The 25451-nt window shown below is 63.4% G+C and carries 26 protein-coding genes and 1 tRNA gene; 6 read left to right on the forward strand and 21 right to left on the reverse strand.

The annotated features are described in order from the left end of the window. Positions 1 to 18: 18 nt before the first annotated feature. Positions 19 to 342: a DUF2288 domain-containing protein gene (locus LGM89_RS16120; protein WP_043182308.1), complete on the forward strand. Its 324-nt coding sequence runs from the start codon at positions 19 to 21 to the stop codon at positions 340 to 342. A 10-nt stretch (positions 343 to 352) separates the two neighbouring features. Beyond that, positions 353 to 1717 carry an MATE family efflux transporter gene (locus LGM89_RS16125; RefSeq protein WP_226273412.1) on the forward strand — a complete coding sequence of 455 codons (1365 nt, stop codon included), beginning with the start codon at positions 353 to 355 and terminating at the stop codon, positions 1715 to 1717. Between the two features lie 19 nt (positions 1718 to 1736). Here the strand turns inward: LGM89_RS16125 and LGM89_RS16130 are convergent, their stop codons facing one another. After that, positions 1737 to 1913, reverse strand: a complete 177-nt coding sequence (locus tag LGM89_RS16130) for a hypothetical protein (RefSeq protein ID WP_089439761.1) — start codon at positions 1911 to 1913, stop codon at positions 1737 to 1739. A 136-nt stretch (positions 1914 to 2049) separates the two neighbouring features. Between LGM89_RS16130 and LGM89_RS16135 the strand changes: the two genes are divergently transcribed. Further along, positions 2050 to 2220, forward strand: a complete 171-nt coding sequence (locus LGM89_RS16135; RefSeq protein ID WP_011351621.1) for a hypothetical protein — start codon at positions 2050 to 2052, stop codon at positions 2218 to 2220. A 205-nt stretch (positions 2221 to 2425) separates the two neighbouring features. Here LGM89_RS16135 and LGM89_RS16140 read toward each other — a convergent pair whose 3' ends face one another. Both LGM89_RS16140 and sixA read right to left on the reverse strand, forming a co-directional pair. Beyond that, positions 2426 to 3232 (reverse strand): GNAT family N-acetyltransferase, encoded by an 807-nt coding sequence (locus LGM89_RS16140; RefSeq protein WP_011351620.1) that lies wholly within the window; start codon positions 3230 to 3232, stop codon positions 2426 to 2428. A 170-nt stretch (positions 3233 to 3402) separates the two neighbouring features. After that, on the reverse strand, positions 3403 to 3864 hold the full coding sequence (sixA, locus tag LGM89_RS16145; RefSeq protein WP_089461378.1) for a phosphohistidine phosphatase SixA: 462 nt from the start codon (positions 3862 to 3864) through the stop codon (positions 3403 to 3405). Between the two features lie 139 nt (positions 3865 to 4003). Between sixA and LGM89_RS16150 the strand changes: the two genes are divergently transcribed. Further along, positions 4004 to 4080 (forward strand) — tRNA-Pro (locus LGM89_RS16150). Positions 4081 to 4236: 156 nt separating this feature from the next. Here the strand turns inward: LGM89_RS16150 and LGM89_RS16155 are convergent. The 16 genes from LGM89_RS16155 to LGM89_RS16230 form a co-directional block, all read right to left on the reverse strand. After that, positions 4237 to 5139 carry a S1 family peptidase gene (locus LGM89_RS16155; RefSeq protein WP_226273413.1) on the reverse strand — a complete coding sequence of 301 codons (903 nt, stop codon included), beginning with the start codon at positions 5137 to 5139 and terminating at the stop codon, positions 4237 to 4239. A 42-nt stretch (positions 5140 to 5181) separates the two neighbouring features. Continuing rightward, positions 5182 to 5391: a helix-turn-helix transcriptional regulator gene (locus LGM89_RS16160; protein ID WP_226273414.1), complete on the reverse strand. Its 210-nt coding sequence runs from the start codon at positions 5389 to 5391 to the stop codon at positions 5182 to 5184. A 66-nt stretch (positions 5392 to 5457) separates the two neighbouring features. Next, positions 5458 to 5739 carry a hypothetical protein gene (locus tag LGM89_RS16165; RefSeq protein ID WP_226273415.1) on the reverse strand — a complete coding sequence of 94 codons (282 nt, stop codon included), beginning with the start codon at positions 5737 to 5739 and terminating at the stop codon, positions 5458 to 5460. Between the two features lie 411 nt (positions 5740 to 6150). Further along, a complete protein-coding gene (locus LGM89_RS16170) occupies positions 6151 to 8241 on the reverse strand; it encodes a hypothetical protein (RefSeq protein WP_226273416.1) in 2091 nt (696 codons plus the stop codon). A gap of 193 nt (positions 8242 to 8434) precedes the next feature. Next, a complete protein-coding gene (locus LGM89_RS16175; protein ID WP_226273417.1) occupies positions 8435 to 8971 on the reverse strand; it encodes a hypothetical protein in 537 nt (178 codons plus the stop codon). Continuing rightward, a complete protein-coding gene (locus tag LGM89_RS16180) occupies positions 8964 to 9404 on the reverse strand; it encodes a hypothetical protein (protein ID WP_226273418.1) in 441 nt (146 codons plus the stop codon). Before LGM89_RS16180 ends, LGM89_RS16175 begins: the two co-directional genes overlap by 8 nt. Further along, entirely contained in the window at positions 9404 to 9715 is a 312-nt protein-coding gene (locus LGM89_RS16185) for a hypothetical protein (RefSeq protein WP_226273419.1), read from the reverse strand. The genes LGM89_RS16180 and LGM89_RS16185 overlap by 1 nt, the downstream gene beginning before the upstream one ends. An 11-nt stretch (positions 9716 to 9726) precedes the next feature. After that, positions 9727 to 11274 carry a hypothetical protein gene (locus tag LGM89_RS16190; protein WP_226273420.1) on the reverse strand — a complete coding sequence of 516 codons (1548 nt, stop codon included), beginning with the start codon at positions 11272 to 11274 and terminating at the stop codon, positions 9727 to 9729. Then, positions 11267 to 11659 carry a terminase small subunit gene (locus tag LGM89_RS16195; protein WP_226273421.1) on the reverse strand — a complete coding sequence of 131 codons (393 nt, stop codon included), beginning with the start codon at positions 11657 to 11659 and terminating at the stop codon, positions 11267 to 11269. Before LGM89_RS16195 ends, LGM89_RS16190 begins: the two co-directional genes overlap by 8 nt. Further along, positions 11659 to 12192, reverse strand: coding sequence for a hypothetical protein (locus LGM89_RS16200; protein ID WP_226273422.1), 534 nt, complete (start codon positions 12190 to 12192; stop codon positions 11659 to 11661). The genes LGM89_RS16195 and LGM89_RS16200 overlap by 1 nt, the downstream gene beginning before the upstream one ends. A gap of 84 nt (positions 12193 to 12276) precedes the next feature. Then, complete coding sequence (locus LGM89_RS16205; RefSeq protein WP_226273423.1) at positions 12277 to 12525, reverse strand: hypothetical protein; 249 nt, start codon at positions 12523 to 12525, stop codon at positions 12277 to 12279. 3 nt (positions 12526 to 12528) lie between these two features. Beyond that, the gene (locus LGM89_RS16210; RefSeq protein WP_226273424.1) at positions 12529 to 13137 is read right to left on the reverse strand and encodes a hypothetical protein; all 609 of its coding nucleotides are present in this window, start codon (positions 13135 to 13137) and stop codon (positions 12529 to 12531) included. 1073 nt (positions 13138 to 14210) lie between these two features. Beyond that, a complete protein-coding gene (locus tag LGM89_RS16215; protein ID WP_226273425.1) occupies positions 14211 to 16382 on the reverse strand; it encodes a bifunctional DNA primase/polymerase in 2172 nt (723 codons plus the stop codon). 2 nt (positions 16383 to 16384) lie between these two features. After that, the gene (locus LGM89_RS16220; RefSeq protein WP_226273426.1) at positions 16385 to 17017 is read right to left on the reverse strand and encodes a hypothetical protein; all 633 of its coding nucleotides are present in this window, start codon (positions 17015 to 17017) and stop codon (positions 16385 to 16387) included. Between the two features lies 1 nt (position 17018). Then, entirely contained in the window at positions 17019 to 17255 is a 237-nt protein-coding gene (locus tag LGM89_RS16225) for a helix-turn-helix transcriptional regulator (protein ID WP_226273427.1), read from the reverse strand. A gap of 288 nt (positions 17256 to 17543) precedes the next feature. Then, entirely contained in the window at positions 17544 to 19010 is a 1467-nt protein-coding gene (locus LGM89_RS16230) for a tyrosine-type recombinase/integrase (protein ID WP_226273428.1), read from the reverse strand. Positions 19011 to 19572: 562 nt separating this feature from the next. Between LGM89_RS16230 and LGM89_RS16235 the strand changes: the two genes are divergently transcribed. Beyond that, entirely contained in the window at positions 19573 to 20007 is a 435-nt protein-coding gene (locus tag LGM89_RS16235; RefSeq protein ID WP_089425010.1) for a hypothetical protein, read from the forward strand. A 97-nt stretch (positions 20008 to 20104) separates the two neighbouring features. Here LGM89_RS16235 and ppx read toward each other — a convergent pair whose 3' ends face one another. Beyond that, a complete protein-coding gene (gene ppx, locus LGM89_RS16240; RefSeq protein ID WP_089455972.1) occupies positions 20105 to 21619 on the reverse strand; it encodes an exopolyphosphatase in 1515 nt (504 codons plus the stop codon). 278 nt (positions 21620 to 21897) lie between these two features. Here ppx and ppk1 point away from each other — a divergent pair, with 278 nt between their 5' ends. Continuing rightward, positions 21898 to 23961, forward strand: a complete 2064-nt coding sequence (ppk1, locus tag LGM89_RS16245) for a polyphosphate kinase 1 (RefSeq protein WP_226206615.1) — start codon at positions 21898 to 21900, stop codon at positions 23959 to 23961. 131 nt (positions 23962 to 24092) lie between these two features. On the opposite strand, the gene phoR is transcribed toward ppk1, so the two are convergent. Then, positions 24093 to 25412, reverse strand: coding sequence for a phosphate regulon sensor histidine kinase PhoR (gene phoR, locus LGM89_RS16250; RefSeq protein WP_089425008.1), 1320 nt, complete (start codon positions 25410 to 25412; stop codon positions 24093 to 24095). Positions 25413 to 25451 lie beyond the last annotated feature (39 nt).

The following is a 25451-nucleotide window of genomic DNA, read 5'->3' on the forward strand; positions in this document are numbered from 1 at the left end:
AGTCTTTCCTAGAAAACGATGTCCTCTGATCACCACTCCGACGCGGGCGCGTCGCACAGCCCGCTCTACGCCAAACTCCTCGGCGAAACCGCCAAGATCGACTGGTGCGATCTCGAACGCTTCTTCGCGCAGGGCAAGCTGCTGTCCGTCGCACGCGACCTCGATCTCGTCAGCGTCGCGGAAGCCGTTGCCGACGACGATGCCGAGCAGGTCACGCGCTGGCTGTCGTCGGGCCTCGTCGCGCGCATGCCGGCCGAAACCGCTGCCGATTACGCGGCGCGCAACCCGGAGCTGTGGGCGGTCGTCGTCTCGCCTTGGGTCTGCGTGCAGGAACGCGCCTGACGCGTCCGCCATGTCCGAAGCCGCGTTACCGCACGGGGCCGGCACGGCCGCCGTCACGCACCGGCGTGTCCTCGCGCTCGCGTTCCCGATCGTCCTCGCGAACCTGACCCAGCCGATCCTCGGTGCCGTCGACACGGCCGTCGCGGGCCACCTCGACGGCACGCAGTACCTGGGCGGCGTCGCGCTCGGCGGGCTGTTCTTCAATTTCGTGTTCTGGGGGTTCGGTTTCCTGCGGATGGGGACGACGGGCCTCGTCGCGCAGGCGCATGGCGCCGGCGACGCCGCCGGGATCCGCCTGAACCTGCTGCGCGCGTTGATCGTCGCGTTCGCACTCGGCGCCGCGGTACTGGCGCTGCAGGTGCCGCTGCTGTCATGTGCGCTGTCCGCGCTCGGCGGCAGCGATGCCGTCCGCACCACGGCGCTTGCCTACAGCCACGCGCGAATCTGGAGCGCCCCGTTCGCGCTCGCGAACTACGTCGTGCTCGGCTACCTGCTCGGCATGCAGCGCGTGCGGCTCGCGCTCGTCGCGCAGGTGTTCATCAATGCGGTGAACATCGGCGCCGTGCTGCTCTACGTGTATGGCTTCGGCTGGGGTATCGCCGGCATCGGCGCCGCGACGGCCACCGCGGACGCATGCGGTTTCGCGCTCGGCGCATGGATGCTGTGGCGGCTGCGGCCGCGCGGCCTTGCGCCGATCGCGGTACGTGCACTCGCCGACCGCGTCGCGCTCAAGCGGCTGATCGTGCTCAATCGCGACATCTTCCTGCGCACGCTGTGCCTGCTCGGCGCATTCGGCTGGTTCGCGCACCTCGGTGCAAAACAGGGCGATGCGACGCTCGCGGCAAACGCGCTGCTGCTGAATTTCCAGACGTTCATGGCGTACGGCCTCGACGGCTTCGCGCATGCGGCCGAAGCGCTCGTCGGGGCTGCGGCCGGCGCACGCGACCGCCGCGCTTTCCGGCAGGCCGTACGCGTCACGCTGTTCTGGTCGGCGCTCGGCGCGCTGCTGTTCGCACTCGTGTACTGGGCCGGCGGCGGCTGGATCGTCGCGCGCCTGACCGACCAGGCCGAGATCCGCGAAATGGCGCTGCGCTACCTGCCGTGGGCCGCGCTTTCTCCGATCGTGTCGGTCTGGGGGTTCCTGCTCGACGGCGTGTTCATCGGCGCCACGCAGACGCAATCGCTGATGCGTGCGATGGTCGCGTCGTTCTCGATCTTCGTCGTGGCCACGCTCGCCGCCGTCGGCACGTTCGGCAATCACGGCCTCTGGTTCGCGCTGCTGCTGTTCATGGCCGCACGCGGCGCGACGCTGGCGCGCTACCTGCCGGCGCTGTTGCGGCACATCGGCGCCGACGCGCCCGCGGCCCGCGCCTGACGGCGGGCCGACCCGGCCATTATTGCGTGGGTTTCGGCGGCGGCGCGTCGAGCATCGACGGCGGCGTCATGTCGGTGGGCACGCCGTGATAGTCGGCCGGATCTTCCGGCGGATGGCCGCGACGGGCCTGATGCGGATCGCTGGTGCAGCCGGCGAGCAAAGATGCGGCCAGCACGGCCAGCATGAAACGGTTCATCGGGTAGGGCTCCGGAAAGCGGCGCGCCCATCGCACGCCGGGACCGCGCCGAGTCTAGCGGAAATCTCGGTTCGGAGTCGCGCCGCGCATGTCCTACTATGTACGCATGGCGCTGTGCCGTGGAAAGGAGGCTGCCATGTCGTCTGAAGAAATCGCCGGCCTGATCGGGCTGTTCGTCGGTCTGATGGTGCTCGTCGCCCTGTCGTTCTTCGAGTCGCGCGAATACAAGCGCAGCCATGAAGGCGAAGGGATGATCCACCACTGGATGGCCGAACACCACCTGCTCGACTGGCGGCGCAAGCATTAAGCGCGCCGCTGGCGTCCGGCTCATACCCGGGCCGTTCACGAACGTGCCGTCACGCGGCACGGTGGTGATCGCGTATCGCCGAAATTAACAGGGTCCGACTCACACACATCGATCAGATGGACAAACGCCGTCACGCGGCGCGTGCCACGCGACGGCGTTCGCTTGCGCGCGCCCGGGCGAGCGGGCGCGACGCGATTCCGACGGCTCAGCCCAGGAAGTGGCGGGCGTAGCGCGCGTTGATGTCGGACAGGCGGAACAGCGTCAGGAAATCCGCACAGTTGAAGTCGGGATCCCAGGCCGGCGCACCGCAGATCTTCGCGCCGAGACGCAGGTAACCCTTGATCAGCGGCGGCGGCGCCACGACGGTGCCCGTCTGCAGTTCGTCGACCGGCAGGGCCGTGTGCGGGAACGCGCGATATTCCGGCGCCGTCAGCGAGCCTGCCGACAGCGACTGGTACAGATTCGCCGCGTAGTGGCCGCCGTCGGCCATCGACACGCTCGCGCAGCCGAGCATCGTCTCGTAGCCGTTCTGCATCATGTACGCGCCAAGGCCGCCCCACAGCGCCATGATGACGGCGCCGCTGCGGTAGTCGCTGTGCACGCACGAGCGGCCGACCTCGACCATCTTGCCGCGCAGATGCGTGAGGCGCGACAGGTCGAATTCGCCTTCGGCGTACAGGCGGCCGACACGCGCCGCCTGGTGCGGCGGCAGCACGCGATACGTACCGACGACCTTCAGGGTGTCGAGATCGCGAACCAGCAGGTGGTCGCAGTACGCATCGAACGGATCGACGTCGAGACCGGAGGGGCCGCTGACCTGCGCGCCCATCTCTTCGGCGAACACGCTATAACGCAGGCGCTGGGCTTCGCGCAATTCGTCTTCGGTACGCGCCCACGCGGCGCGCAGGCGATACTCCGATGTGACGGTTTCAGCAGCGCGCGGCAGGTGGCGCCGCGACGTGTCGAGGGGCAGCGAGGCAAAAGGGAGCGTAGGCGTCGGCAGTTCTCGCATTAGGCTTTCCTGGTCGTAAGGAATAGGGCGACATGCCCGCCAATGTAGTAATCGGCCGTGACCGTTATGTGGCACGACCGTGTCCTTTCAATGACGTGTCGCCGAATTGACTTTAGCAGAAAGCTTGCGAAACCGTATGATCAATCCCTTCAAAGCTCTTCAGGCGGGCCTCACAGCAGGTCGGGCGTCAATACCGCACGCAATACGGCCTGCCGGCTGCCGTCACGCGTGCGGCTCGCCAGCCACACGATTCCGCCCTTCTTGACGCTCCAGCTGTCGTCGCCGCCGGCGATCAGCTGCGCGGCAACGCTGCCGAGCGTCGGCTGGTGACCGACGATCACGACCGTCGGCGCGATGCCCTCCGGCCAGCCGGCCGCCGCCAGCACGTCGTCGACGCCGCCGCCCGGCGCGAGCGTGTCGACCGTCCGGTACTGGTCGGTCAGCGCCTCGACCGTCTGCACGGTGCGGGCCGCCGGGCTCGCGAGGATCACGGCGTTCGTCTCGAGCCGGCCACGCAGCCATTTGGCCATCGCCTGCGCGTCCTTGCGGCCCCGGACGGTCAACTGACGCGCGAGATCGCTCGTCGCGTAGTCTTCGGCTTCGGCGTGGCGCCACAGGATCAGGTTCATCATGATGTTCTCCTTGCTTCGGCGAGCGGGCCGCCGATGATCGGGCGAATTGTCGCAAATTGCGGGCGTTTGCCGCCGCGGCATTTGCCCGCATATAGGGATTGACCGGATCGGATATTCAACGATACAATCTTTGGCTCGTCGGAGCGTAGCGCAGCCTGGTAGCGCATCTGATTTGGGATCAGAGGGTCGTAGGTTCGAATCCTATCGCTCCGACCACGTATTAGTACCGCGAAACCCCCGCGCCGTAAGGCTTCGGGGGTTTTTCGTTTCTGGATCACCCGCGCGTTACCTCAATAAAACGGCAATAAGGTAACACTACAGGTAACAGCTACGAGGACAGCCCAACGACTGAGGCCCCGGCTAGACTACTGTTCACTTTGGGAAACTATCCACGACCGTGCGGATCGCTTCGGACGAGTACACGACACCCAGTCCCATGCGCTGGGTTGAACCCAGTGCGTGATCAGTGATCGGTATCGAATCCGCTACGATGCCCAAGATGTAAGGAGTCTTCTTAGCGCGACTCAGAACCATAGCGGCTTGCGATCCGACTGCGGCAGCCTGTTGCTTAAGTATGACGACGCTGCCGCTCGACCCCGGGTACACATTAGCGTCAATCAGAAACCCATCGATGCGGTCTGGCAAGCCGAACTGTTGCCTCAGCGAGTCGTTGAACGCGTATCCTTCAGACGGGACCGTCGCGATTACACCCGTGCGGAGAATTGGCGATATGTTGCGCGCGTCGAAGATCGCGTTCGGGTAGCCAAGCAAATAAATTTCGTCGCCAACCGTGATGTTCTCGTTTTTTAGCCGCTCTGGGGTCGACAGGAGACCCTCCGGAATCCACGCGCCTTGGATATGGTGGGTAACAATAGCCTCCGTGACGTTGACCGCTGCGACATCGAAGCCTGGATTTGGGTGTAACCGCACTGTCGGCAGATATTTGCCATCGGAACCTACAACCGGAATTTCAACACCCTGAACAGTCGCTGTGCCGCCGTCCGCGACGGTGACTCTGACTTGTATGCTGGTCGCTGCCCCTTCCGGCGGAAGTACATGTTTGTTGGTGATGAGCAGTACTTGTCCCCCATCTCCCTTGGTCGAGCGGAAGATAAAGAACCCACTGCCAAAGGAAAAGCTCGAAGGCCCCTTTTGATAGGCGATCAGAACGGTACTTCGCAAGAATGCCGGATTCAGTGCCTGCGCCTCGGAAAGCGAGGGTAAAGCCGCAAGCAATGTAATCAAAATAGCCGCGCAGCGTGACAGTAGCCTCACTTTGTTTCCCCGGTTTAGATTTTGTAGACGCTCGATTCTAGGCTATCGGCAATTGTCGCGAACGCCGGTCGTATTTGATCGCAGGTGTTCGCGTTCGAAAGCTTCGATCTCGGGCAACGGGTACAAAACTTTTCGGCCCATCTTGATATAGCGCGGCCCTTGGCCTTTCACTCGCCACACTGCAAGTGTTCCGACCGTCGTGCGCAACCGCTCCGCTGCCTCCTTCGGCAGCAAGTTCAATACCTTTTCCATTGTTCTCTCCCTAAAGCAAAAGCCGCGCGGGCCAGTGGCCGGCGCGGCGGATGTGTCGCAGGTTGGTTAAAGCCTCATTCGTGATCGATCGACGGCGACACGTGCGGCCCGCACGCAGTGGTACTGCGGGGCGTCCGGATCGGGCCGCGCGTCTTCGGCCGCCTGGTACATCAAACCGAACTGCTCGTGCCCACGCTTAACCCTGTATCGAAACCAGTCGCCGCCGTTTATTTCCCGCAGCTCGACGCGTTTCCACGTGCTGTCCTTCAACTTCTCGAAGGCGTACGCGTCGATGCTGATTTGCCCCATGTCGGTAGCCGGCCGCAGGCACATGTCTTCTCGCTTCATCACTCCCCCGTCACCAAGATTAACCGTCGTTAACGTTGATTAATCATAGTGCCGCCACGGCATCTTAGCAAGAAAATTCCATATTCCAGTGTTTTTGTAGAATTTTGTTGCTCTCATCGCAACCGGTTGCGACGAGAGCAACGAGTCGCGGCCGTTGTTACTTGAAGGCCGTGCTCAGATCCGGTGCGGTTGGCTCGCTATCCGGCCCCGGCGCCCACCAGTACGACGCGCCCCGCGCTTCCATTCGCTGTCGCTGCTTGTCCGACGAGCCCGGCGCCAGGTTCTCTTGCAAGGCGTCATACACCAGCCGATTGAATGCAGCCTTGGCGTACCAGAGATTCGCGAACGGCACGGCGTTGCGGCGAATCCACCGGATCTCGCTCAGCAGGTACGGATGCGAGGTTTCCCCATTCAGTGCATCGCCTTCCGCTTGGCGGATCTGCTGGACCTGATCCCAAAGTGCGCCGACACTCCCGGCCCAAGCAACGTCTCGACGCCGGACTGGCCGGCCGTCTGCCCGTTGAGGAACAGGTCCCCGTACAGGCCGAAGCCGCCGCCGGCCGCCGCCGACTCGAGCCAGAACTTGCGGCCTTCCGGCGTCGAGATGTTCATGGTGCGCGGATTCTGGCCATTGATCATCGCCTTAATCTCGGTGGCAAGCGCGCCCATCAGCGCCGAGTAGGCCACGAAGCGCGCGCCGTATGCTGCCTTGGCGCCCCACGTGGTGTGACTCTGCATGCGCTCCCAGTGCGCGCGGAAGATGCCGACCGGCACGGACTTGAACTGCAACGCGAAGCGCGCCAGTTCCCCGGCGATCGTGCCCGCCGGCAGCCGCGCCACGCCCATCGCATCGCGGTCTTCCATGCTGCTGCGCGACGCGCCGCGCGCACCGTACTGCATCTGGCCGTAGGTGACTTCGAGCAGCTTCTCAGCGGCGGCATCTTTCATCGCTGGCGTCACACTCGGGTCCTTGATGTCGTAGATCGATTGCGGCGTCAGCAGGTGCTCGTTGCCGTGGTAGCCCTTGTCGAGTTCGGCTTTGCGCCACACCTGCCAGTGGTTCTCCGTAATGCCGTTCTCTTGCAGCAATCGCGCTTCGCCTTCAGCGCTCGCCAACGTGTCGTGCTCACGCGTGAAGCGACCGAGCGTATCCATGACCGTGCGCCCCATGCCGGCACGCATCCCGCGGTCGTAGGCGTTCAGCCCCATCAGCCGGTGCGTCATCTCGTTGAGCCAAGTGCCGTAGCCCGACTTGATGTTTTCCTCTGCCATCCGGCTATTCAGGTGGGTAAAGCCTTCCTGCCAGATGCCGAGCTTGTTCAGGAATGCCTTCTTCTCGCCGCCCGCGAGCACGCTGTCGACGCTGTTGCGGAACATGCGGAACGCCGGCAGACCACTGTGCTCGGCGGCCAGCTTCATGCCGGCGAGATCCGGCAGCGCGCCGAACAGCGAGCCGAGCTGGCTGGACGCCATCAGGCCGCGCAACTGCACCATTGCGTTCGCCCACCCCTCGCTGCCGGGGCGCATCGGGTGCAGGTAGGTGTCGAACAAGCGCGCCGTCTTGGCCTGCATCGACGCGAGACGCGACCGATCCTTGTCGGTCGTGAGCGCACGCTGATCGTTCTCGTAGGCGCGTGCCATCGCCTGCCGCACGTTGTCTTCGGCGTTGCGCCCGAACTGCTCGGCCACTGCGATGTCCTTCGTCATCGACCGGACGTGCGAATTCAGCAGTTCGTACATATTCGTCGTGCCGCCGTACTTCTGCATGGCGTCCGACCATGCTGCCGAGTTCTTGAAGAACAGCTGCCGCGGCGCGTTCTTGCCGCTGCCCACGATGGCCGAGCCGCCGCGCGTCGTTTCCTCCGCGCGCTTGTTCGCGCCATCCGTGGCGATCGAGCGCCACGACTCGCCGAGCATCCGGCGCAGCTCGTCATCGTTCATCGGGCGCCCGTCTGCGTTGACGTAGGCGCGGCGATCAACCCAGTTCAGATGGTCTTCGACCCACGCGTCGCGGCTCGCCGCCACCTTGAGCGGATCTTGCGGCTGCGGCATCCGGTAGTCGTCCCGCTTGTTCAGCGTCAGGCCGGCGCGCTGGAAGCGATCGGCCAGCGTGTCCATCATCGACTTGATGCTGTCGGCAGCCGTGCGCGCTTCCGGGCTGGACTGCTCGCCGAACAGCGCGGCGGCGATGTCGCGCTGCTTCTCCGGGTTCTGCAACGTGCCGAGTAGCCGGCCAGGGTCCACCTCGTGCAGCCCATCGAGCAACCGGAAGTGGTTGGCCGCCATCGCGTCGACGCGCGACTCGAGCGCCACGATCTTGTTCTTCAGCGTGTGCACCTGCCCGCGCAGCCCCGGCTTCACGCTGTCGAGATCGGATTGCAGCGACGCTTTGCGCGACGCTTCGAGAATCGACTGTTCGTGCGCACGCACCCGATCCTGGAGCATCCACTCCTTCGCCATCTTGGCCGCTTCGGTGGCACGCTCGGTCGGCGACATCGCCATGAAGCCGGCGTGATCCTTGAGGCTCATCTCGCGCAGCGCGCCGTGCAGGCGCTCGTCGATCGCATCGATCTCTGCGTTGGAGAGTTGACGGCCAGCTGCCGCGTTCAACGCGGATACGCATTCAGGTTTCATAGGGTTCCCTGCCAATGCCACTTTGTGGCGTTACATGCTGGTTGTAAGTCGGGATTTCTGTTCAGCCACCGAAACCGTAAGTGGGCGAGCCGCCATAGCCGCCATACCCGTAGCCGGGGATGGGGTAACCGCCACCGCCCTTGCTCATGTAGGTAGCTTGCCCCGCTGCGCCGGCCAGGCCACCCGCTGCCGACAGGTAGCTTGCCGTCGATGCGTTCGACGCCTGCGCTTGGTCGAGCGATGCTTGATCCTGAAAACCGAGCCCGCGCAACTTGTAGTTGTACTGCGTAGTGAGGTTGTCGAGCGTGGCGTTCTGGACGTTATCGGCCAGCACGTCGGTCGGCGAGCCTGTCGAGCCCTGCACGCCCGAACCACCGAACGCAGCGATCGACGAGCCAATGCGGCGCTCGGCATTGCGCCACTGTGCGTCGGCAGCCGCCACGCCCTGCGCGTTGGTGATACCCGCGTTCTGCTGCGCCACCAGGGCGTTGTAGTTCGCCGCGCCGGCCTGCGCCTGCCCGGCGCGTACGGCGCCTACAGCGCCGATGACCGCGCTTGATGCCATCAGTACGGTGCTCATTGAGATCGGATCAGCCATGGTCCTTCACCTTTGCGTAGAGAGCGTTGTCTCGACCGTCTGCACCCTGGCAGCGCATGCGTTCACATTCCATCGTGAAGCCGAGCATCCGTGCCCAACGGTGCCCGGCTTCAAACTCGCAATCGACTTCCATCTCGATGCGACGGAATGGCGACGCATCGAGATAACGCTGGATAGCGCGGTGGATCAAAAGCATGTGGCGCCCCGCGTGACGACTGACCAGCGACCAGGCGAGCGCGCGGTGCGTCCACAACTCGGTCAGGCCGCCGCAGGCATACACTTCGCCGTCGTCACCGACCACCGAAAACGACCGCGGATTCTCGAGCGCCTTCGCGTTGGCGCCGTTTATCAGCGCGTGCGCGAACGCCTGCGCATCCTGCAATTGCAGCCGATGCAGGTGGCCCGCTTCATACGGGACGACAATGGTTTTCATCAGCCAATCCCCGCGAGACTTGCATTGGTCGACATGCCGCTGCCGCCATTGATGGCCACGCGCACGGTGCACGCCGGTAGCACAACGGGCGAAACCATGAACGGCAGCGTGATCGTCTTGACAAGCGCATTTCCCGCCAGCGCTCCGACGTCGCACCAAGTACCGTCCGGGTGCTGGATCTGAAGGCTGATCGTTGCGCCGCCCGCGATACCATCCGCCATAAAGGTGTAGTAGCCGCCGCGGATTGCGACACCGTTACCGGTGGCCGACAGTCCGTCGCCAAGGTCATAGACTTGTGAATCAGCTCGCACGATGAGGCTCCTTAGTCGAAGATGCTGTATTCGGTGCCGTTCGCGATGCGCGGCCGGCTGTCTCGTTCGTTGCGGTACGTCTCGCGCGTCGGATTACCCCATCGCACACCGACCTTTCCGGGGTCGCGCGGGGGTGCGTTGTCGCGGTTCAGCAAGTCGTAGTCAACATCGCGCGCTTGCGCCGGGCGCATACGCTCGCGGCGACGTTCGCGATTCGTCACAAGATCCGCGCCGCCAGCACCAAGCACCATGTATTGAAGGGCGTCATGGCAATGCGAATACCGATTCTTGTTGGGTTCCTCGCTGTAAACGCCACCCGTTGCAGTAGCAACCTTCTTGAAGTGGTAGCCACCAGCGAAGCCCTTACGCAGTTGCGGGCAATTCGAACTCAAAAGAAACGAGGGCTTGCCGTTCACCATGCGGCCGAGCAGTTCGGCCACCGCAGCGATGCGGATGGGGATTTCGTTGGTGCCGGCTGGCTTCCAGCGCCACGGCGTCGAGGCATTGATCATGTCGAACACCGTGTCGCCACTCGGGCCCTTCGCAGTGCCGGCAGGGTCGCCGGTCGCCGCGGCGACTTCGTGATCGGGGTATGTCTGCCGAACGAAGCGGGTGAGCGCGCGGCCGAAGTCGGGAATCGACATGGTTTCGCCTTCCGCCGTGACCAGTTCGGCGAGCGTGAGCACAGTGCCGTCCGGCAGCATCTGACCGATCGCCGCAGCGGGCGTGTTGCCCCAGTCCGCGCCCAGAATGAGCGGCACGTTTGGCACGGCCGGGAGGGGCTGCACGGGAACGTGCGTGCTGTCGCTGAACGACGGATAGACGACGGCGCCTTCCTGAAGGAAGCCCCACTGCCCGTGAACATAGACCTTGATCCACTCTTCGGTCTTGCCGGCCATCTGGCGCTTGTAATAGTTGGCAGGCAGGTTGTCGACGTTCTCGGCAGCAGCCGACACGCCGCTCGGCTGATGGAACAGTTCGTATCCTTCAGGCAAGTTCGTCGCGAGCTTGTAAAACCAGCTTTCCATGTCAGACGGGTTCGACACCATCGTGATACCCGACCACGTGCAGCCACCTTGAAGGCGCGAAGGGTAGCGCCCGACACGCCCGGTAAGCGCGTCCAGAATCGCCTTGTCGATTTGGCGCGCCTCGTCGATCATCGCCCAGGTCAGTTCGAGCGACAGCAGCTTCTTCACATCCTCTTCGCCGTCGAGCGGGATGAAGAAGACTTGCAAGTCCAACTCCGCATCCGTGTACCTGAATTCAATCGGCGATGTGCCCATCGTCAGCTTGCCGTACTGCGGCGGGCACCACTGGTTCCACGAAGGGATGGTTGTCGACTTCAGTTCCGCGAACGTGTTCCGCACGATGGCACCGCGCACACGGCGCACGCCATCGGGGCCGGGTGCCTGCATCCTCGAGCGGATCAGTGCATCGACGATGCCGGCCGCTGTCTTGCCACTGCCGAACGGGCCGACGATGATGCGCACGAAGGCATCCGATTCAAGGAAGCGCTTCGCCACCGGACCAGGGGGCGTATAGACCAACGTGTTAGACATCAGTTGCTCCCGAGGTCGGCTTGTCGATCCCGTTGATAATGAGCTGGAATCCCGCCGTAGCGACCTTGTTCTCTTTGAGCAAACCCATCAGCTTCATTTTCAATTCCCGGATGCGTGCCAGCGCCGTGGCGTTGTTCGTTTTGATTGCAAAGGCCGCGGCTTCCTCGAGTTCCTTCAGCGCTTGGTCCGTGTCGTACCCGACTTTCTCGCGTAGCGCTGCGCGCTGCTTATCCAGCTCGGACACGACGAACGGGTTGCGCATCAAATCGCTGGCACGGCCTTCTGGATAGCCGGCTTCGCGCGCAGCCTGCGGGCCGGACTTCCCCGCGGCGACTGCCAACGCGAACTTGAGTTGGCGGTCGCTGATTCGTGTTTGACGCGGCATTACGTCCTCCCGCGCGCCTGCGCGAGGTGCACGATCGTAGAGATCAGCCACGGGTTGTTGCCAAGCCCGGACACTTCCAACATGTTGTGGATGTTCGGGTTCGCCTTTGCCATGCGCTGCACTTCGCGCTGCGCCAACGCGATATTGCTATCGAACTGCTCGCCCCACTGGCGGCGTAACGTGGTTTCAGCCTGCTGCGCGGCGATGGCGCGCTGACCTTCGGTTGGCGGGTTCGTCGCTGCTGCGTTCCAGAGTCGCCCGATCTCGTTACCGATCGAAGCGGGCACGCCTTCATTCACGAACAGCTGACGCGCGGCCATGTCCTGCGCTTGGTCGGTCTGCGCGTTCGCGGGCACCGTGCCGAAGTTGTACGCGTCCGGATTGGTCGGCGCTTCGAAAATCGCCGCGTTGAGCGGATCGACGCCTTCGGGCGCGGTCGGCGCTGCGTCGGTCGGCTTGATCCCGTCCTGTGCGAGCGCGGCGCCGGCCTGTTCCTTCGTCCAGTAACCACGCGCCACCATCTCGGCGGCCATCATCTGCTCGACGCCGGAATCGGGCGCCCGCTCGGCCAGCATGTCGGCCGGCTGCACTGCGGTTGTGTGTACATCGTTCACGGCTCACCCCTTGTGGTCGGTTTCACGACGGAACACGTCAACCAGAATCAGGCCCGTCCCGGATTCCTCTCGACGGCGCGCGTAGTACATCCCGAAGTCCGGATGCTGCTGAGGCTCGAACGCAATAGGCCCGGTCCCGGTGGTGCCTACAACGCCACCCTGGAAATGCACGTCGAGGAAGTGCTTGAGCGCCGTTTCGGGCTTCACATCCGGCGCGATTGCGCGCAGGGTTTCAACGAGAACGTCTGCCATGATTTACCCCTTCAGTTGCGATTGAAGCCACGCGCCGACGCGTTCTGCCTTTTCGGTCAAAGTCTCTTTGATGTGCGGGAGGCTCATGTCGAGAACGGGACTATTTACAAACGGGCATCCCTGCTTCGCCAATTCCAGCTTCACCGCACCGACCATCTCTTCCGGGTGTATCAGCGCAACTTTCGGATCGAGCGGCAGACCACCGGGGAGCGAAGCCGCCAGCGCGCGGTTAGCTTCGTCCAGAGTGCGCCACGCCTCGGCGACACTCACTACCGCCTTGTCCATTGCTTTTAGCGCTTCTTCGCGCACCTTCGCCTTATCCGCCGCTTCCTTGAGACGTACCTGTATCTTGGCTCGCTGCTCGGCTTCGATCGCGTTCGCAATCCTCTCGTTTGCATCGGCCACAGTGCGCTCGATGCCATGGATTCGTTGCTCGATGGCCCCGGCTTCGCGCATCAGGGCGCTGGCGCGCTCCGTCAACGAACCATCTTCCAGAATGGCGTCGCTGTATTCGCCGCGCTTGGCAGCCAGTTGCGCGTGAGCGCTCTGCAATTCATCCAGCAGCGTGGCCTTCGTCGCTTCCAGCTTTTCCCTGCTCGGTTTGCCGATCATGTCGCTTGGTCCTTGTTACGAACTTCGTAACACTAAGTTATTGATTTAAAAAGAAAAATTCATCAATGACTCGACTATACCAAGGGAGTGCCCCGTAAACAAGAAATTTTAGGAGTGCTTGACAGATGAAGAAGCCGATGATCTCCCGCTACAAAAATTCAAATCGCGGGCGCAGGTACCCCCGGGCGGAACGATCGCGACGTCAATCTCGCCCCCACCCACCCCGGCGCCCCCCGGGTAGTCAATGGGGCCCCCCGAGACGCGTCCCGATGCATTGGCTGTTGAGCGGAGGGTGGCATGGTCAGCGGAGCGCCAGGGGGCGCGCCTGATTGCGCATCAGTGGGCCGATGGCTGCGAACGCTTGAGTGACGGGGGATGGCGCAACGAGTGCGCCGCGCTGGTCGCGTATTGGTCGCGGTCACCGAGGGGCGCGCTGTTACCTGTGCGTTACCTGGCACGGTGTATCGCTGCGACGTTGTGCGTGTCGAGCGTTTAGCAGCAAGGCTCCGTGCCAGGGGATTGCGCATCGAGCAGCGCATCGCAGATCAGAAGGCCCACCAAATCGACGGATGCGCAATGATGTTGGATGCACGCTCGATCGCCGGGGTGATTGATCGCCACAGCCCTCGCGCACGACCACCGCTTTGCGGGCATCGCGCACCCCAGAGCCGACGAACGCAGTGTGAACGCACTGGACGCGCTTCTCAGCCACTGGGCGCGCGACACCGCTGTGGTTGTCCAGTAGTGCCACTGGACTGCGGCAGCACATTGGACGGCTAAATCCCTTGCTGCGTATGGTTTGGTCTAATCTGTCCAATCAGTCCAATATAAATAGAAGGTGGTAGATAGCCTGTTTTCCGCCCGCCCGATGGCGCCAGTAGAGCGCTGCGCGCACAATTCCGCGGCGAAATGCGAACCCGGACAGTGGACCGCGGACCAATTGGACACAGCCTTATCTGGCAAGGCTTTGCGCCCGTCCAGTGAGAATTGGCACATTGGACAGGTCCAGTTGATCGGCCCCAAAAGAAAACCGCCCCGTAGGGCGGCTTAACCACACGCAAACAGCGCAATGCTCAACCGAAAATGTCGATTTCCCCCCAGTCGATCGTGGCTTTAAGGTTCGCTTCGAACGCTGAACGCGCCTTTGGCAGCGGAGGAAACACCTTTTGTCGTTCGCGGTCCTCGCCAACGCGCGGCCTGCTGTCGCGCAACATCGTGCCGTCCGCACTCTGCAACAGTCGTTTCACTTCCTTCCAAAATATCCGCGGATCCACCGGCCTGAATTCGCGCGTGTCTTTCGTGCTGTTCGTGTAGGTCTGGTACGCGAGCGTCTTCGACACGGCAAGCGGTTCATCGCCCCATGCCGATGCGCCGATCGCCGCATCATAGAGCCTGTCGTGCAGCCACCGCGCCGGGCCTTCGAGACTTGCTGTTTTCTGCTCGGCGAGCGCCTTCGTCTGCGGAACCTGGCGAACATCGAACGCGGATAGGTCGTAGTGCAGCAGATCATGCAGCATGGCATCAAAGCCACCGTGCCGCATCTGCTCGCGCAGGGCGTCGAAATACTTTCCGTCTTGGCGTTTCGTGTCGGCCACGTCGAGCACGCAGAACCGCCTCGCGTTAGCGCTGGCCGGCACCACCCAGTCGTGATTCGAAGCCATCATGAGATGGATGCAGTTGTCCTGTGCAACGGCGTCGCGGCCCTTTGCTTCGATCATCAGCTTGTCTTCGGTGATGAGCGCGAACAGCGCGCCGCGGCCCTGCTTGTCGCCCGACCAAAACGCCTCGTCAGCGAACACGAAAGCCGCGGCGCGCAGGTGGCTGTTGAAACTGCCGGTCAGATGCTTGCTTTGCGTCAGGTGCCTGGCGTGATGACCGAACAGTTGCCTGATTGCCCACGCCAGCGTGCCCTTGCCGACGCCTTCATCGCCGCGGAGTACCAGCGCGACTTCGCCAGGTTCGCCAGGCTGCTGCACCATGCGTGCAAGCCAACCCATCACGTATCGGTCGACCTTTGCATCACCCGAGCTGATGACGTCTCGAATGTGTGCTCGCATCAGCGACCAGTCGCCCGGTTTCGGCTCGACGGCGAATCCCCGCCACATATTGTAGAAGCGCGTGGGCACGGACTTCCCTGGCTTGAACACCACCTTGTCATAGCTGCGGCGCCGCGGCGAACCCATCCACGCCTCGGTCAGCGGCATCGCCCGCTTTCCGTCCTGAAACGTCAGTGCAGCATGCTTTCGGTGGAACGCTTCAACGGATAGGAATTCGAGCGTAGGCAACTCGTCTTCGTCGGTCGTCTCCCATCCGATCACGCTCTGTCCGCCGTGCAACGTGTAGAAGAACTCGTTGTTGAGCTTGTCGAACGGATGGGTGCCGGCGTCAGCTTCCGCCGCGGGCTCGGCACTGAACACCGCTTCCGGCGCCTGAACGCCTGCCGGCTCTTTGGCATAGCGGTACGCGTGCGCCACCTTTTCGGCCAGTCGTTCAGGCGACCAGCCGCAGCCATTGTGCCAGCGCGTCGACAACATCAGATCGAGCGCTTGTGGCTCGGTCAGTCCACAATCGCGCACGCCGCACGCGACGCGGTACGCGGTAGCGTCTCCACCTTGGCCTTTGACCGACAACGGCGCCGTTTTCAGGTACTCGACGGCACGCTGGTGCGCGCGGTCGGGATCGACCGTGGCGGGCTGCTCGCGGACTTCGCTACGTTCACGCGCGGCGGCCGCGCCGGCCAGCTTGAACGCCCAGTTAGATCCGTCGAGCCGGGCCGGCTTCTTGTCGTTCAGCCAGCGATATTGCTTGCCGTTAACAATCGATCCCGCAGCCACTACATACCCGCGATCGCTCTTGATGTCGACGCCTGATGCAAGCGAATCGGTGCGGCTGGAAGTAGCGCGCGGCACCAGATAGAACTGATGCAGGCCGCCGCTGGCGGACTCCGCTGTCAACGTTTCGGGCAACGCGCCGTACTCGCTCTCCAAACGCGCCAACTCTGACAAGCCGTCCTTGCCGTTTTTAACGTCCAGATCTACGACCATCGTGGGCGCACCGCGGCACTCGGACGCCAGAATGGCGACGTTGTGATCCGGGTGCGCGCGCCAGTGCTCGCGAATCTCGGCTTCGGTCGAGAACGCCTTGTTCGGCCAGTCCTTCAGAACTGCGTCCTTCGTACCCTTCGCGCAAGGAATGACCCGGAAGCCGCGGCGGTGATGCGCGAGCGCATGATCCATCATTGTCATGTTCAAGCGTCACCCCCGATCGGCCCCTCGGCGGAAACGATGGCAAACAAGTCGGCCGACGCCGGAATCGGGTTCCAGTTGGCGGGGTTGTTCAGATAGTCCATCATCGCGAAGCCGATACGTGACCTCGTAGTATCCGCGGCCCGCAATTCGTCGCGCACCACGAGCCGCTCCGCGATCAATTGGCGGGCAGTTGTGGGCCCGCCAAGGGCATCTGCTACCGAGTCGGCCTCCGCCCCCGTGTTGAGCATCCTTTGCAGATCGTCGCTCCACCGCGCCGCATCAACCTTCACTGCCGGTTTCCATTCCGGCGAGTGCAATTCGATGTGCTCGCCAAAGCACGTGAATGCCAGTGTGCAGCCGCGTTCACACCATTCCTGCGGCGCACCGTCGGGTGGCGGGCAGACCGACAGATCCTCGAACATCGGAGTGTGCGGGTCGTAGCTGCCCGATCGGATGATGTGGTTGAGAACGTCGCGAAGGGTATAGACCCATCCGCACGGCATCCATGCGTAGCCATCCGGCAGCGCGGGGCCTTGTTTACCCTCGGGCGCGCCGATAAAATCGTAACCGGAACCGTAGTTTTTCGACGCCTGCTGCGCCTTGCCGTGGTAGGCGTTTTTCTTTTCGGACATATCACACCCCCACAGAAGCGGCTTCCAGCGCGTCGATCCACGATTGGATCGCGCTGGCTTTCCACGCAACGCACTTCGCTGATAGCTTGATCGGTTGCGGGAACTTACCCGCCTTCCGCAAGCGGTTGATGTGAGTCTGCGAGTACGGAATGCCGTATTCCGGCTTGAGCTGCGGATAGAGGACGAGACGGTGCGGGTTGGCCGGCTGTCCGGCCTGTTCGGAGACAACAGTAGTCATGGCGCGGTCCTTCAAGGTTCAGTGTTCAGAACCTCGGCAGACGCAAACGGCGACGGAAATGAAAAACGCCCCGATGCGTGGCCGATGGTCGGCTTTCGCTATCGGAGCGTCTTGGGGGCGGCGATCGTAGAGTCTGTGCCCCGCGACATCTCAGCTAGTGAGATAGTTGGGTGATCGCGCGCCTTAACCTTTCGCTCGGACAGGCATCGCGAGGCATGACCGGACCATACATTGCTGAACATTGGACGGTCAAGAACAACGCGTATAGCTGTTGCGGTTTTCGTAACATCAAGCAGAGCGCACCGCCTGCATCTCGATAACCTTCGCGCCTGTCGGCGAGGGATTCATTAGATTCTCGATGTGGCGAGCCCACATTTCGAGCGCAGCGCGGCGCTCGGGCATATACAGCGCGTGGTTGTAGACGCCAGCGACACCCGCTTTGGCTGCGCCGCTCACGTGGTTCACTACCGCCTCGACCACGTGCGGCGCGACGCCTTTGCTATTGAGCCCGGTAACGAGCGTGCGGCGCAGATCATGCAGGCGCCAAGCGTCGTCGAGCAAGTGTGTGAGCCGCTGTACTTCGTCTTCGTCCCCGGCCTTTTCGGCCGTAGCCAGGGCTTCGCGCAGCTGGTCATGGTGGCGCTCGGCGAAGAATGCACGGTTCAGCGCTTCGGCTCGATCGACGTCGCCGGACTCGCGCGCCGCTGCAATCGCTTCGTCCGCATGCTGCACGATCGCACCGTCGAGCGTTCGCTTGATCCGGCTGAATCCGGACAGGGGCGTCTTGCCGGTGGTCGTGAAAACGTACGGGCATTCGTCCGGGGACGTCCGCGCCTCCTTCACTTTGCGCAGGAGATTGGCAGCCAACGGCGCGAGCGGGACAACATGAGGAAGCTTGTTCTTTGCGCGCTTCGGTGGGAACTCGATCCGCGGGTCGGCACCATCCAGGTCGCGTATCTCGTCCCACCGCAGCGAAACGATTTCGTCCCGCCGCTGGCCAGTCAGTGCGAGCAGCTTGTAAGGCACTTCGAACACGCCGGCTGCGGGCAGCGCGGCCCACAGGATTCGCAACTCATCGTCAGACAAGACCCGCGTGCGCGCCTCGGCGCCAGCAGGTGGCTCCATCCGGTCAGTCGGCGCGGCGGTTAGGACGTCCTTCTCCACCGCCCAATTGAGCATCGCTCGCAGGTAAACGAACGCCTTGTTCGCCGTCACGCTCGAGACGCGTCCCTCGATCTGGTCGATCACGGAGCGCACCTGCGCGCGGCTGATTACTTTGAGCGGCCGATTTTCCCAGTCGGCGAAGTCGGCGCTCTTTAAGACGCGCTCGTACTCATCTAGGGTATTAGCTTTCAAAGCCTTCACCCCTTTGGCCTTTTCTTTCAAAAACCTATCACGCACTGCGCCGAACGTGTTCCGGCTTTCCTCGACCTTCGCCGCTTCCCTGGCTGCTTTGGCGGCCCGCGGGTCCACGCCTTCCTGCACCGCGCGCATATAGGCGGCCGCCGCGTCGCGAGCCAGCGCCAGCTTCATCGCAGGATAGTGGCCCAAAGTGGTTCGCACCAACTTCTTCTCGCCGGCGACAAGTGCGCGAGTCAGCACCGTCCACGTCTTTGCCCCCTTGCTCGAGACGCGAAGCCGCAGCCCCGGCATCAACGTGTCGAGATATTCCACCTGCGTGACTTCGCTCGGCAAGGGCATGTTCTCGACTTTTTTATCGTCCAGCTTGATTCGGTTAGGGGCGGCCTTAGCCATGGTCATCTCGCTATCAGGTAACACTCAGGTAACAAAATCTGTGTGCAGAAACGTTCTGAATTGTTACCTATGATGCGTTCAAGATAGGGCAAAGTCAATCTGGAAAAGGCACACATCGGATATGGCTCTCTGATATGTTCAGCAATGTTCGCCAATGTTTTCCATCAATTTCTGATTTGGGATCAGAGGGTCGTAGGTTCGAATCCTATCGCTCCGACCAAGGAATCAAGGGGTTACGGTTAATACCGTAGCCCCTTTTCCGTTTCTGGGCCCTTCAAGCGTCAACCGGGATTCCCGGTTCGCAGCGCCTCGATTCATTGTAGGGATCAATTGGGGCATCGACGCTACAACGATCCACGCAGCCCCCGGCAGCCGTATTTCGAAGGCCGGCACAAAGCAAATGGCTGACGACCTTGCGCTTTCAATGCAGGAAAGGATCGAGCGTCAGCCTGTCCGGCCCGTCGAATCACCGACGGCATACGGGCCAACGCGCCATCCGCAGCCCGCATACGGCACTTGCCGGAACACGCGATAATGCGCGTGGACAACCCCGCCTTCGCGCATGAAAAACAACATTCTGAAGACCGCCCTCTGCGCATCGCTGCTCGCGCTCGCGACTGCCGGCACCGCGTCGGCCAAGGCACTCGACGACGCACTCGACTGCCATTCGACCGGCCACAAATTCGTCGCGCCGCTGCTCGCCGCCGGCGACATCCAGTCGGAGCCGATGCATGTCGAATCGAACTCGGTCAATGCATTCCGCACGAGCCACGCGCTGACGGCGTACGGCTTCGGCGTCTACGTCGTGCTCGGATACCAGGCGAACGATCCGATCTTCCGCCCGGGCGACGGCACGCCGATCGGCGACTGGGCCTATGGCGTCGTGGTGCGGGGCACGAAAAGCGCGGTGGAAGAAGCCGTGCGCAAGGCCGGCAGTGACGCGACCGTCAAGCAGGCGTTTCCGTTCCTGACTGCGATCGTCTGCTCGTCGGACTGAGCGGCCGCCACGACGATCACGCGGCAAGCCTGAAGGGCGCCAAGCCTGCCTGCTGCCCGGCCCCTCCCAGCCCCGCTGTCGACCTCGCTGCGGCCAGTTACGCGCCGGTATACACCACGCGATACGGGATACCGACCTTCTCCCACTCGGCCGCCTCCTGGCTGAGGCTGTAGTCGGTCAACGGGTTCTGCTCGACCCACGCGCTCGGCAGGCGCACTTCATACCCGCCCTTCTTCATCTGCGAAACGGAAATGTCCGGCAGCCCGGCATCGGTCCGGCGCCGGCACAGCAGCGCCGCGAGCCGCAGGCAGAACAGCAGCGGCCACTCGACCTCGCGCGCCTGCGACAGCTTGCCGAGCTTGCCCGCGTGACCGAGCACGAGCGCGGCGAGGCGCGCCTGGTCGGTGCGCGAAAAACCCGGCATGTCCGCGTTGCTCGCGATATACGCCGAGTGCTTGTGATACGCGCTGTGCGAGATCGACAAACCGATCTCGTGCAACGCGGCCGCCCAGCCGAGGAACATCCGCCCTTCCTCGCGCGCTTCTTCGTCGGCTTCCTCGAGTTCGTCGTAGAAGCGCCCCGCCAGCGCGCCGATCCGCTCGGCCTGCGCACGATCGACACCGTAGCGGCGCGTGAAGCCCTCGACGGTCACCGCACGCATGTCCTCGTGCTGCGTCCGGCCGAGCAGGTCGTACAGCACACCGAGGCGCAATGCGCCATCGGTCGTATCGACGTAGTCGACACCGAGTTCCTCGAACACTGCGAGCATGATCGCGAGGCCGCCCGCGAGCACCGGCACGCGATCGGGCTTCAGCGCGATCAGCTTCAGCCGGTTGACGTTCTCCGACTTGATCAGCGCACGCTTGAGCCGCTCGAGGCCGCCGCGCGAAATGCCGTGCGTGATGCCCGGATCGTTGAAGCCGTTCGCCTCGACGAGTTCCGCGAGCGCACGCGCGGTGCCCGACGAGCCGATCGCCTGGTCCCAGCCGGCCTTCTTGTACTCGCTCGAAATGATCTGGATCTCGCGCTTGGCCGCGAGCTCGGCCTGCCGCATCGTGTATTCGTCGACGTTGCCGGCCGGGAAGAAGGTGCGGCTGTGGCTCACGCAGCCGATGTAGAGGCTCTCCATCACGATCGGCGTGTAGTGCGAGCCGATGATGAATTCGGTGGAGCCGCCGCCGATATCGACGACGAGCCGCTTGCCCGCGCTCGCCGGCACCGAGTGCGCGGCGCCCGCGTAGATCAGCCGCGCTTCTTCGCGGCCCGCGATCACTTCGATCGGGAAACCCAGTGCCGCTTCGGCTTCGCCGAGAAATTCGGCCGCGTTCTTCGCGACGCGCAGCGTGTTGGTCGCCACCGCGCGCACGTGATCGGGATGGAAATCGCGCAGGCGCTCGCCGAACCGCTTGAGCGCTTCCCAGCCACGCTCCTGCGACGCGCGATCGAGCATCTTGTCGCTCGACAGGCCCGCGGCCAGCCGGACGGGCTCGCGCAGCGCGTCGACGGGATAGATCTGGCTGCCCGCCGGCGTTTCCTCGACACGACCGACGATCAGCCGGAAGCTGTTCGAGCCGAGATCCACGGCAGCCAGCAAGTGGGGGGTTGTAACCATCAGAAGGGGCTCCGTGCGCGTTCGCCCGCGGCGGCCGGTGCGGCAACCGCGGGCGATCAATCAAAGGCGACATTTTAAGCGTGGAACGCTTGCCATTGCCACGCTTCACGGGCATGCATCCTGCTCGATTGCATATAGCCGAAACATTTATGAGACGAAACGGTTACAGCGTAGAATTTCCCGATATAAATACATCATTGTCATTCGCACGTCATCGTACCGTGAGAGTTTCCGAGCGTCCTTTCGAATCATCGCCTGAATCACCCCCTACTCTGCCGATGTCCGTCCGTTACCCGCTTCTCAATCGTGAACTCGGCATCCTCGGTTTCAACGAGCGCGTGCTGGCCCAGGCAGCTGATCCGCAAGTCCCGTTGCTCGAGCGCCTCCGCTTCATCTGCATCACCAGCAGCAACCTCGACGAATTCTTCGAAGTCCGGATGGCCGGCCTGCAGGAGCAGATCCGCGACAACCCCGGCGCACTGACGCCCGACGGCATGTCGTTACAACATGCTTACGATCTCGTCGTCGAACGCGCGCAGCGGCTCGTCCATCGACAGTACACGATGCTGCACGAAACCGTGCTGCCCGCGCTCGAACAGGAAGGCATCTACTTCCACGCAAGCGACACGTGGAACGACGAGCAGCTCGAATGGGCGCGGCACTACTTCCTCGACGAGCTGTTGCCGGTGCTGACGCCGATCGGCCTCGATCCCGCGCATCCGTTCCCGCGCGTGCTGAACAAGAGCCTGAATTTCGTCGTCGAGCTCGAAGGCCGCGACGCGTTCGGACGCCAGGCCGTGATGGGCATCGTGCAGGCGCCGCGCGCGCTGCCGCGCGTCGTGCGCATGCCGCACGCGCTGTCGGGCTTCGAGCACGGCTTCGTGCTGCTGAGCTCGTTCATGCAGCGCTTCGTCGGCGAGCTCTTCCCGCAACTGACGGTGAAGAGCTGCAACCAGTTCCGCATCACGCGCAACAGCGAGCTGTTCGTCGACGAAGACGAAATCACGAACCTGCGCGTCGCGCTGCAGGGTGAACTGCCCGCGCGCCACCTCGGCAATGCAGTGCGCCTCGAAGTGTCGGCCGACTCGCCGCCGCACATCGTGCGCCGCCTGCTCGTGGAAAGCGAACTCGGCGAGAAGGACTGCTATCGCGTGGCCGGTTCGGTGAACCTCGTGCGGCTGATGCAGATTCCCGATCTCGTCGACCGTCCCGACCTGAAGTTCACGCCGTTCACCGCGTCGACCCCGTCCGCGATCACGAACGCGCCGACGATGTTCGACGCGATCGACAACGGCGACATCCTGCTGCACCACCCGTACGAAAGCTTCCAGCCGGTGCTCGAACTGCTGCAGCAGGCCGCGAGGGATCCGAGCGTCGTCGCGATCAAGCAGACGATCTACCGCACCGGCACCGATTCGCCGCTGATGGACGCGCTGATGGAAGCCGCGCGCAACGGCAAGGAAGTGACCGTCGTCGTCGAACTGCTCGCGCGCTTCGACGAGGAAACCAACATCAACTGGGCGTCGCAGCTCGAAGCCGTCGGCGCGCATGTCGTGTACGGCGTGGTCGGCCACAAGTGCCACGCGAAGATGATGCTGATCGTGCGGCGCGTCGTGCAGGCCGGCAAGGCGTCGCTGCGCCGCTACGTGCACCTCGGCACCGGCAACTACCATCCGCGCACGGCACGCCTCTACACCGATTTCGGGCTGATGACGGCCGACCAGAAGATCTGCGAGGACGTCCATCACGTGTTCCAGCAACTGACCGGCATCGGCGGCGAACTCACGCTGCACGAGCTGTGGCAGTCGCCGTTCACGCTGCATCCGCGCATCATCGATTCGATCCGCGCGGAGATCGACAATGCACGCGCCGGCAAGCGCGCACGCGTCGTCGCGAAGATGAACGCGCTGCTGGAGCCGACGGTGATCGCCGCGCTGTACGAAGCGTCGCAGGCCGGCGTCAAGGTCGACCTGATCGTGCGCGGTGTCTGCGCGCTGAAACCCGGCGTGCCGGGGCTGTCGGAAAACATCACCGTGCGCTCGATCGTCGGCCGCTTCCTCGAGCACCACCGGATCTACTACTTCCACGCGAACGGCGCCGAGGAGGTCTATCTGTCGAGCGCCGACTGGATGGACCGCAACCTGTTCCGCCGCGTCGAAGTCGCGTTCCCGATCCGCGATCGCAAGCTCAAGCGGCGCGTGATCGCCGAGGGCCTGTCGGTGTGCCTCGGCGACAACCAGTCGGCGTGGCAGATGCATAGCGACGGTCACTACCGCCGCCGTCGCACCGGCAAGACGATCCGCAACGCGCAACTCGGGTTGCTCGCGAAGTTCTGCGCCTGAAGAATCGGCCGCGCGGCGCGAGTCGCGCGCCGCGTCGCTCCCAATAAAAAACGCAGCCGACTGGCTGCGTTTTTTATTGCGGAGCCGGCATACCTCCGCTCACCGAACGAGCGACGGATGCCGTTACGCGATCATGCCTCGTAAGCGGCCGGCCGGATCGCGATGATGCGCGAGCCCGGGAAGCGCGCGGTGAACGTGCTGCCGCGCCCTTCCTCGCTCTGCACGTACAGGTGCGCGTCATGCCGTTGCAGCACGTGCTTGACGATCGCAAGGCCGAGCCCCGTGCCGCCGGTGTCGCGCGAACGGCTGCGGTCGACGCGGTAGAAGCGTTCGGTGAGCCGCGGCAGGTCGGCGGCCGGAATCCCGAAGCCGCTGTCCGTGACGGAAAACACACCCTGCGCGCCTTCGCGCCGCCACGTCACGACGATCTTGCCGCCTTCCGGCGTATAGCGGATCGCGTTCGTGACGAGATTCGCGAACGCGCTGAACAGCTCCGTCTGCGCACCGGTGACGCCGAGCGTTTCGTCGATCGAGAACGCGATATCGTGATGCCCGTTCGACAGCGTCTGCGCGTCCTCCTTCAGATGGTCGAACACGGCCCGCATGTCGATCGCGCGATCGAGCGGCGGCTTGCTCTCGCCCTCCAGCTTCGCGAGCACCAGCAGGTCGGTCACGATGTGCCGCATCCGCGAGGCCTGCTGCTCCATCATGTCGAGATAGCGCGCGCGATCCTCCTCGTTCAGCGGCAGCTCGCGCATCGTCTCGAGGAACCCCGACAGCACGGTGAGCGGCGTCTTCAACTCGTGCGACACGTTCGCGACGAAGTCACGTCGCATCGCATCGGTCCGCTCGAGCTCGGTGATGTCCTGCGTGAGCAGCAGCTTGCGATTCTCGCCGTACGGAAACACCTGCACTTCCAGCACGTTCTGCCGCGAATCGCCCATGCCGCGCATCACGAGCGTCTCCTCGTAATGCTGCGCGTTCAGGTAGCGGACGAACTCGGGATGGCGTACCAGGTTGGTGATGTGCTGGCGCAGGTCGCGCTTCGCGTCGAGGCCGAAATGGACCTCGGCGATCGCATTGCACCACTCGATCTGGTCGTGATCGTCGAGCATCGCGACGCCGTTCGGCGACGCCTGGATCGCCTGGATGAAGCGCGAATGCTGCTGCTCGACCTGCCGCACCTGCGCATGCCACTGCTTCGCGAGTTTGTGCAGGCGATAGTAGATCTCGCCCCAGATGCCCGGCGCGCTCGGCACCTCGCCGTAGACCGGTGCATCGAGCAGCCGCCACAGACGCTGCGTATGAAAGGTGCTGAAAAAGCCTTGCGCGACCAGCATCACGACCACGAACACGAGGCCCGCGGTCGGGCCGGCGAAGACGCCGACCAATACGCCGATCAGCACGAGCAGCACGAGCGACACCAGAAAGCGCGCCCAGATGATGTTCATGATTCAGCGCCCGAAAGAATGAACGGCATGCCGTGGCAC

The sequence above is a fragment of the Burkholderia sp. AU31624 genome (genome assembly GCF_020420065.1).
In the GTDB taxonomy this organism is placed as follows: Bacteria; Pseudomonadota; Gammaproteobacteria; order Burkholderiales; family Burkholderiaceae; genus Burkholderia.

Excerpts from the sequence above, each read along its gene's own strand:
- LGM89_RS16120 (WP_043182308.1), top strand. The coding sequence starts at position 19 with ATGTCCTCTGATCACCACTCCGACGCGGGCGCGTCGCACAGCCCGCTC.
- LGM89_RS16175 (WP_226273417.1), bottom strand. The coding sequence starts at position 8,971 with ATGGCTGATCCGATCTCAATGAGCACCGTACTGATGGCATCAAGCGCG.
- LGM89_RS16225 (WP_226273427.1), bottom strand. The coding sequence starts at position 17,255 with ATGACTACTGTTGTCTCCGAACAGGCCGGACAGCCGGCCAACCCGCAC.
- LGM89_RS16215 (WP_226273425.1), bottom strand. The coding sequence starts at position 16,382 with ATGACAATGATGGATCATGCGCTCGCGCATCACCGCCGCGGCTTCCGG.
- LGM89_RS16235 (WP_089425010.1), top strand. The coding sequence starts at position 19,573 with ATGAAAAACAACATTCTGAAGACCGCCCTCTGCGCATCGCTGCTCGCG.
- LGM89_RS16140 (WP_011351620.1), bottom strand. The coding sequence starts at position 3,232 with ATGCGAGAACTGCCGACGCCTACGCTCCCTTTTGCCTCGCTGCCCCTC.
- LGM89_RS16170 (WP_226273416.1), bottom strand. The coding sequence starts at position 8,241 with ATGGCGATGTCGCCGACCGAGCGTGCCACCGAAGCGGCCAAGATGGCG.
- LGM89_RS16135 (WP_011351621.1), top strand. The coding sequence starts at position 2,050 with ATGTCGTCTGAAGAAATCGCCGGCCTGATCGGGCTGTTCGTCGGTCTG.
- sixA (WP_089461378.1), bottom strand. The coding sequence starts at position 3,864 with ATGATGAACCTGATCCTGTGGCGCCACGCCGAAGCCGAAGACTACGCG.
- phoR (WP_089425008.1), bottom strand. The coding sequence starts at position 25,412 with ATGAACATCATCTGGGCGCGCTTTCTGGTGTCGCTCGTGCTGCTCGTG.
- LGM89_RS16200 (WP_226273422.1), bottom strand. The coding sequence starts at position 12,192 with ATGGCCGCCGAGATGGTGGCGCGTGGTTACTGGACGAAGGAACAGGCC.
- LGM89_RS16195 (WP_226273421.1), bottom strand. The coding sequence starts at position 11,659 with ATGCCGCGTCAAACACGAATCAGCGACCGCCAACTCAAGTTCGCGTTG.
- LGM89_RS16165 (WP_226273415.1), bottom strand. The coding sequence starts at position 5,739 with ATGAAGCGAGAAGACATGTGCCTGCGGCCGGCTACCGACATGGGGCAA.
- LGM89_RS16160 (WP_226273414.1), bottom strand. The coding sequence starts at position 5,391 with ATGGAAAAGGTATTGAACTTGCTGCCGAAGGAGGCAGCGGAGCGGTTG.
- LGM89_RS16210 (WP_226273424.1), bottom strand. The coding sequence starts at position 13,137 with ATGATCGGCAAACCGAGCAGGGAAAAGCTGGAAGCGACGAAGGCCACG.
- LGM89_RS16125 (WP_226273412.1), top strand. The coding sequence starts at position 353 with ATGTCCGAAGCCGCGTTACCGCACGGGGCCGGCACGGCCGCCGTCACG.
- LGM89_RS16180 (WP_226273418.1), bottom strand. The coding sequence starts at position 9,404 with ATGAAAACCATTGTCGTCCCGTATGAAGCGGGCCACCTGCATCGGCTG.
- LGM89_RS16220 (WP_226273426.1), bottom strand. The coding sequence starts at position 17,017 with ATGTCCGAAAAGAAAAACGCCTACCACGGCAAGGCGCAGCAGGCGTCG.
- LGM89_RS16230 (WP_226273428.1), bottom strand. The coding sequence starts at position 19,010 with ATGGCTAAGGCCGCCCCTAACCGAATCAAGCTGGACGATAAAAAAGTC.
- LGM89_RS16130 (WP_089439761.1), bottom strand. The coding sequence starts at position 1,913 with ATGAACCGTTTCATGCTGGCCGTGCTGGCCGCATCTTTGCTCGCCGGC.
- ppx (WP_089455972.1), bottom strand. The coding sequence starts at position 21,619 with ATGGTTACAACCCCCCACTTGCTGGCTGCCGTGGATCTCGGCTCGAAC.
- LGM89_RS16205 (WP_226273423.1), bottom strand. The coding sequence starts at position 12,525 with ATGGCAGACGTTCTCGTTGAAACCCTGCGCGCAATCGCGCCGGATGTG.
- LGM89_RS16190 (WP_226273420.1), bottom strand. The coding sequence starts at position 11,274 with ATGTCTAACACGTTGGTCTATACGCCCCCTGGTCCGGTGGCGAAGCGC.
- ppk1 (WP_226206615.1), top strand. The coding sequence starts at position 21,898 with ATGTCCGTCCGTTACCCGCTTCTCAATCGTGAACTCGGCATCCTCGGT.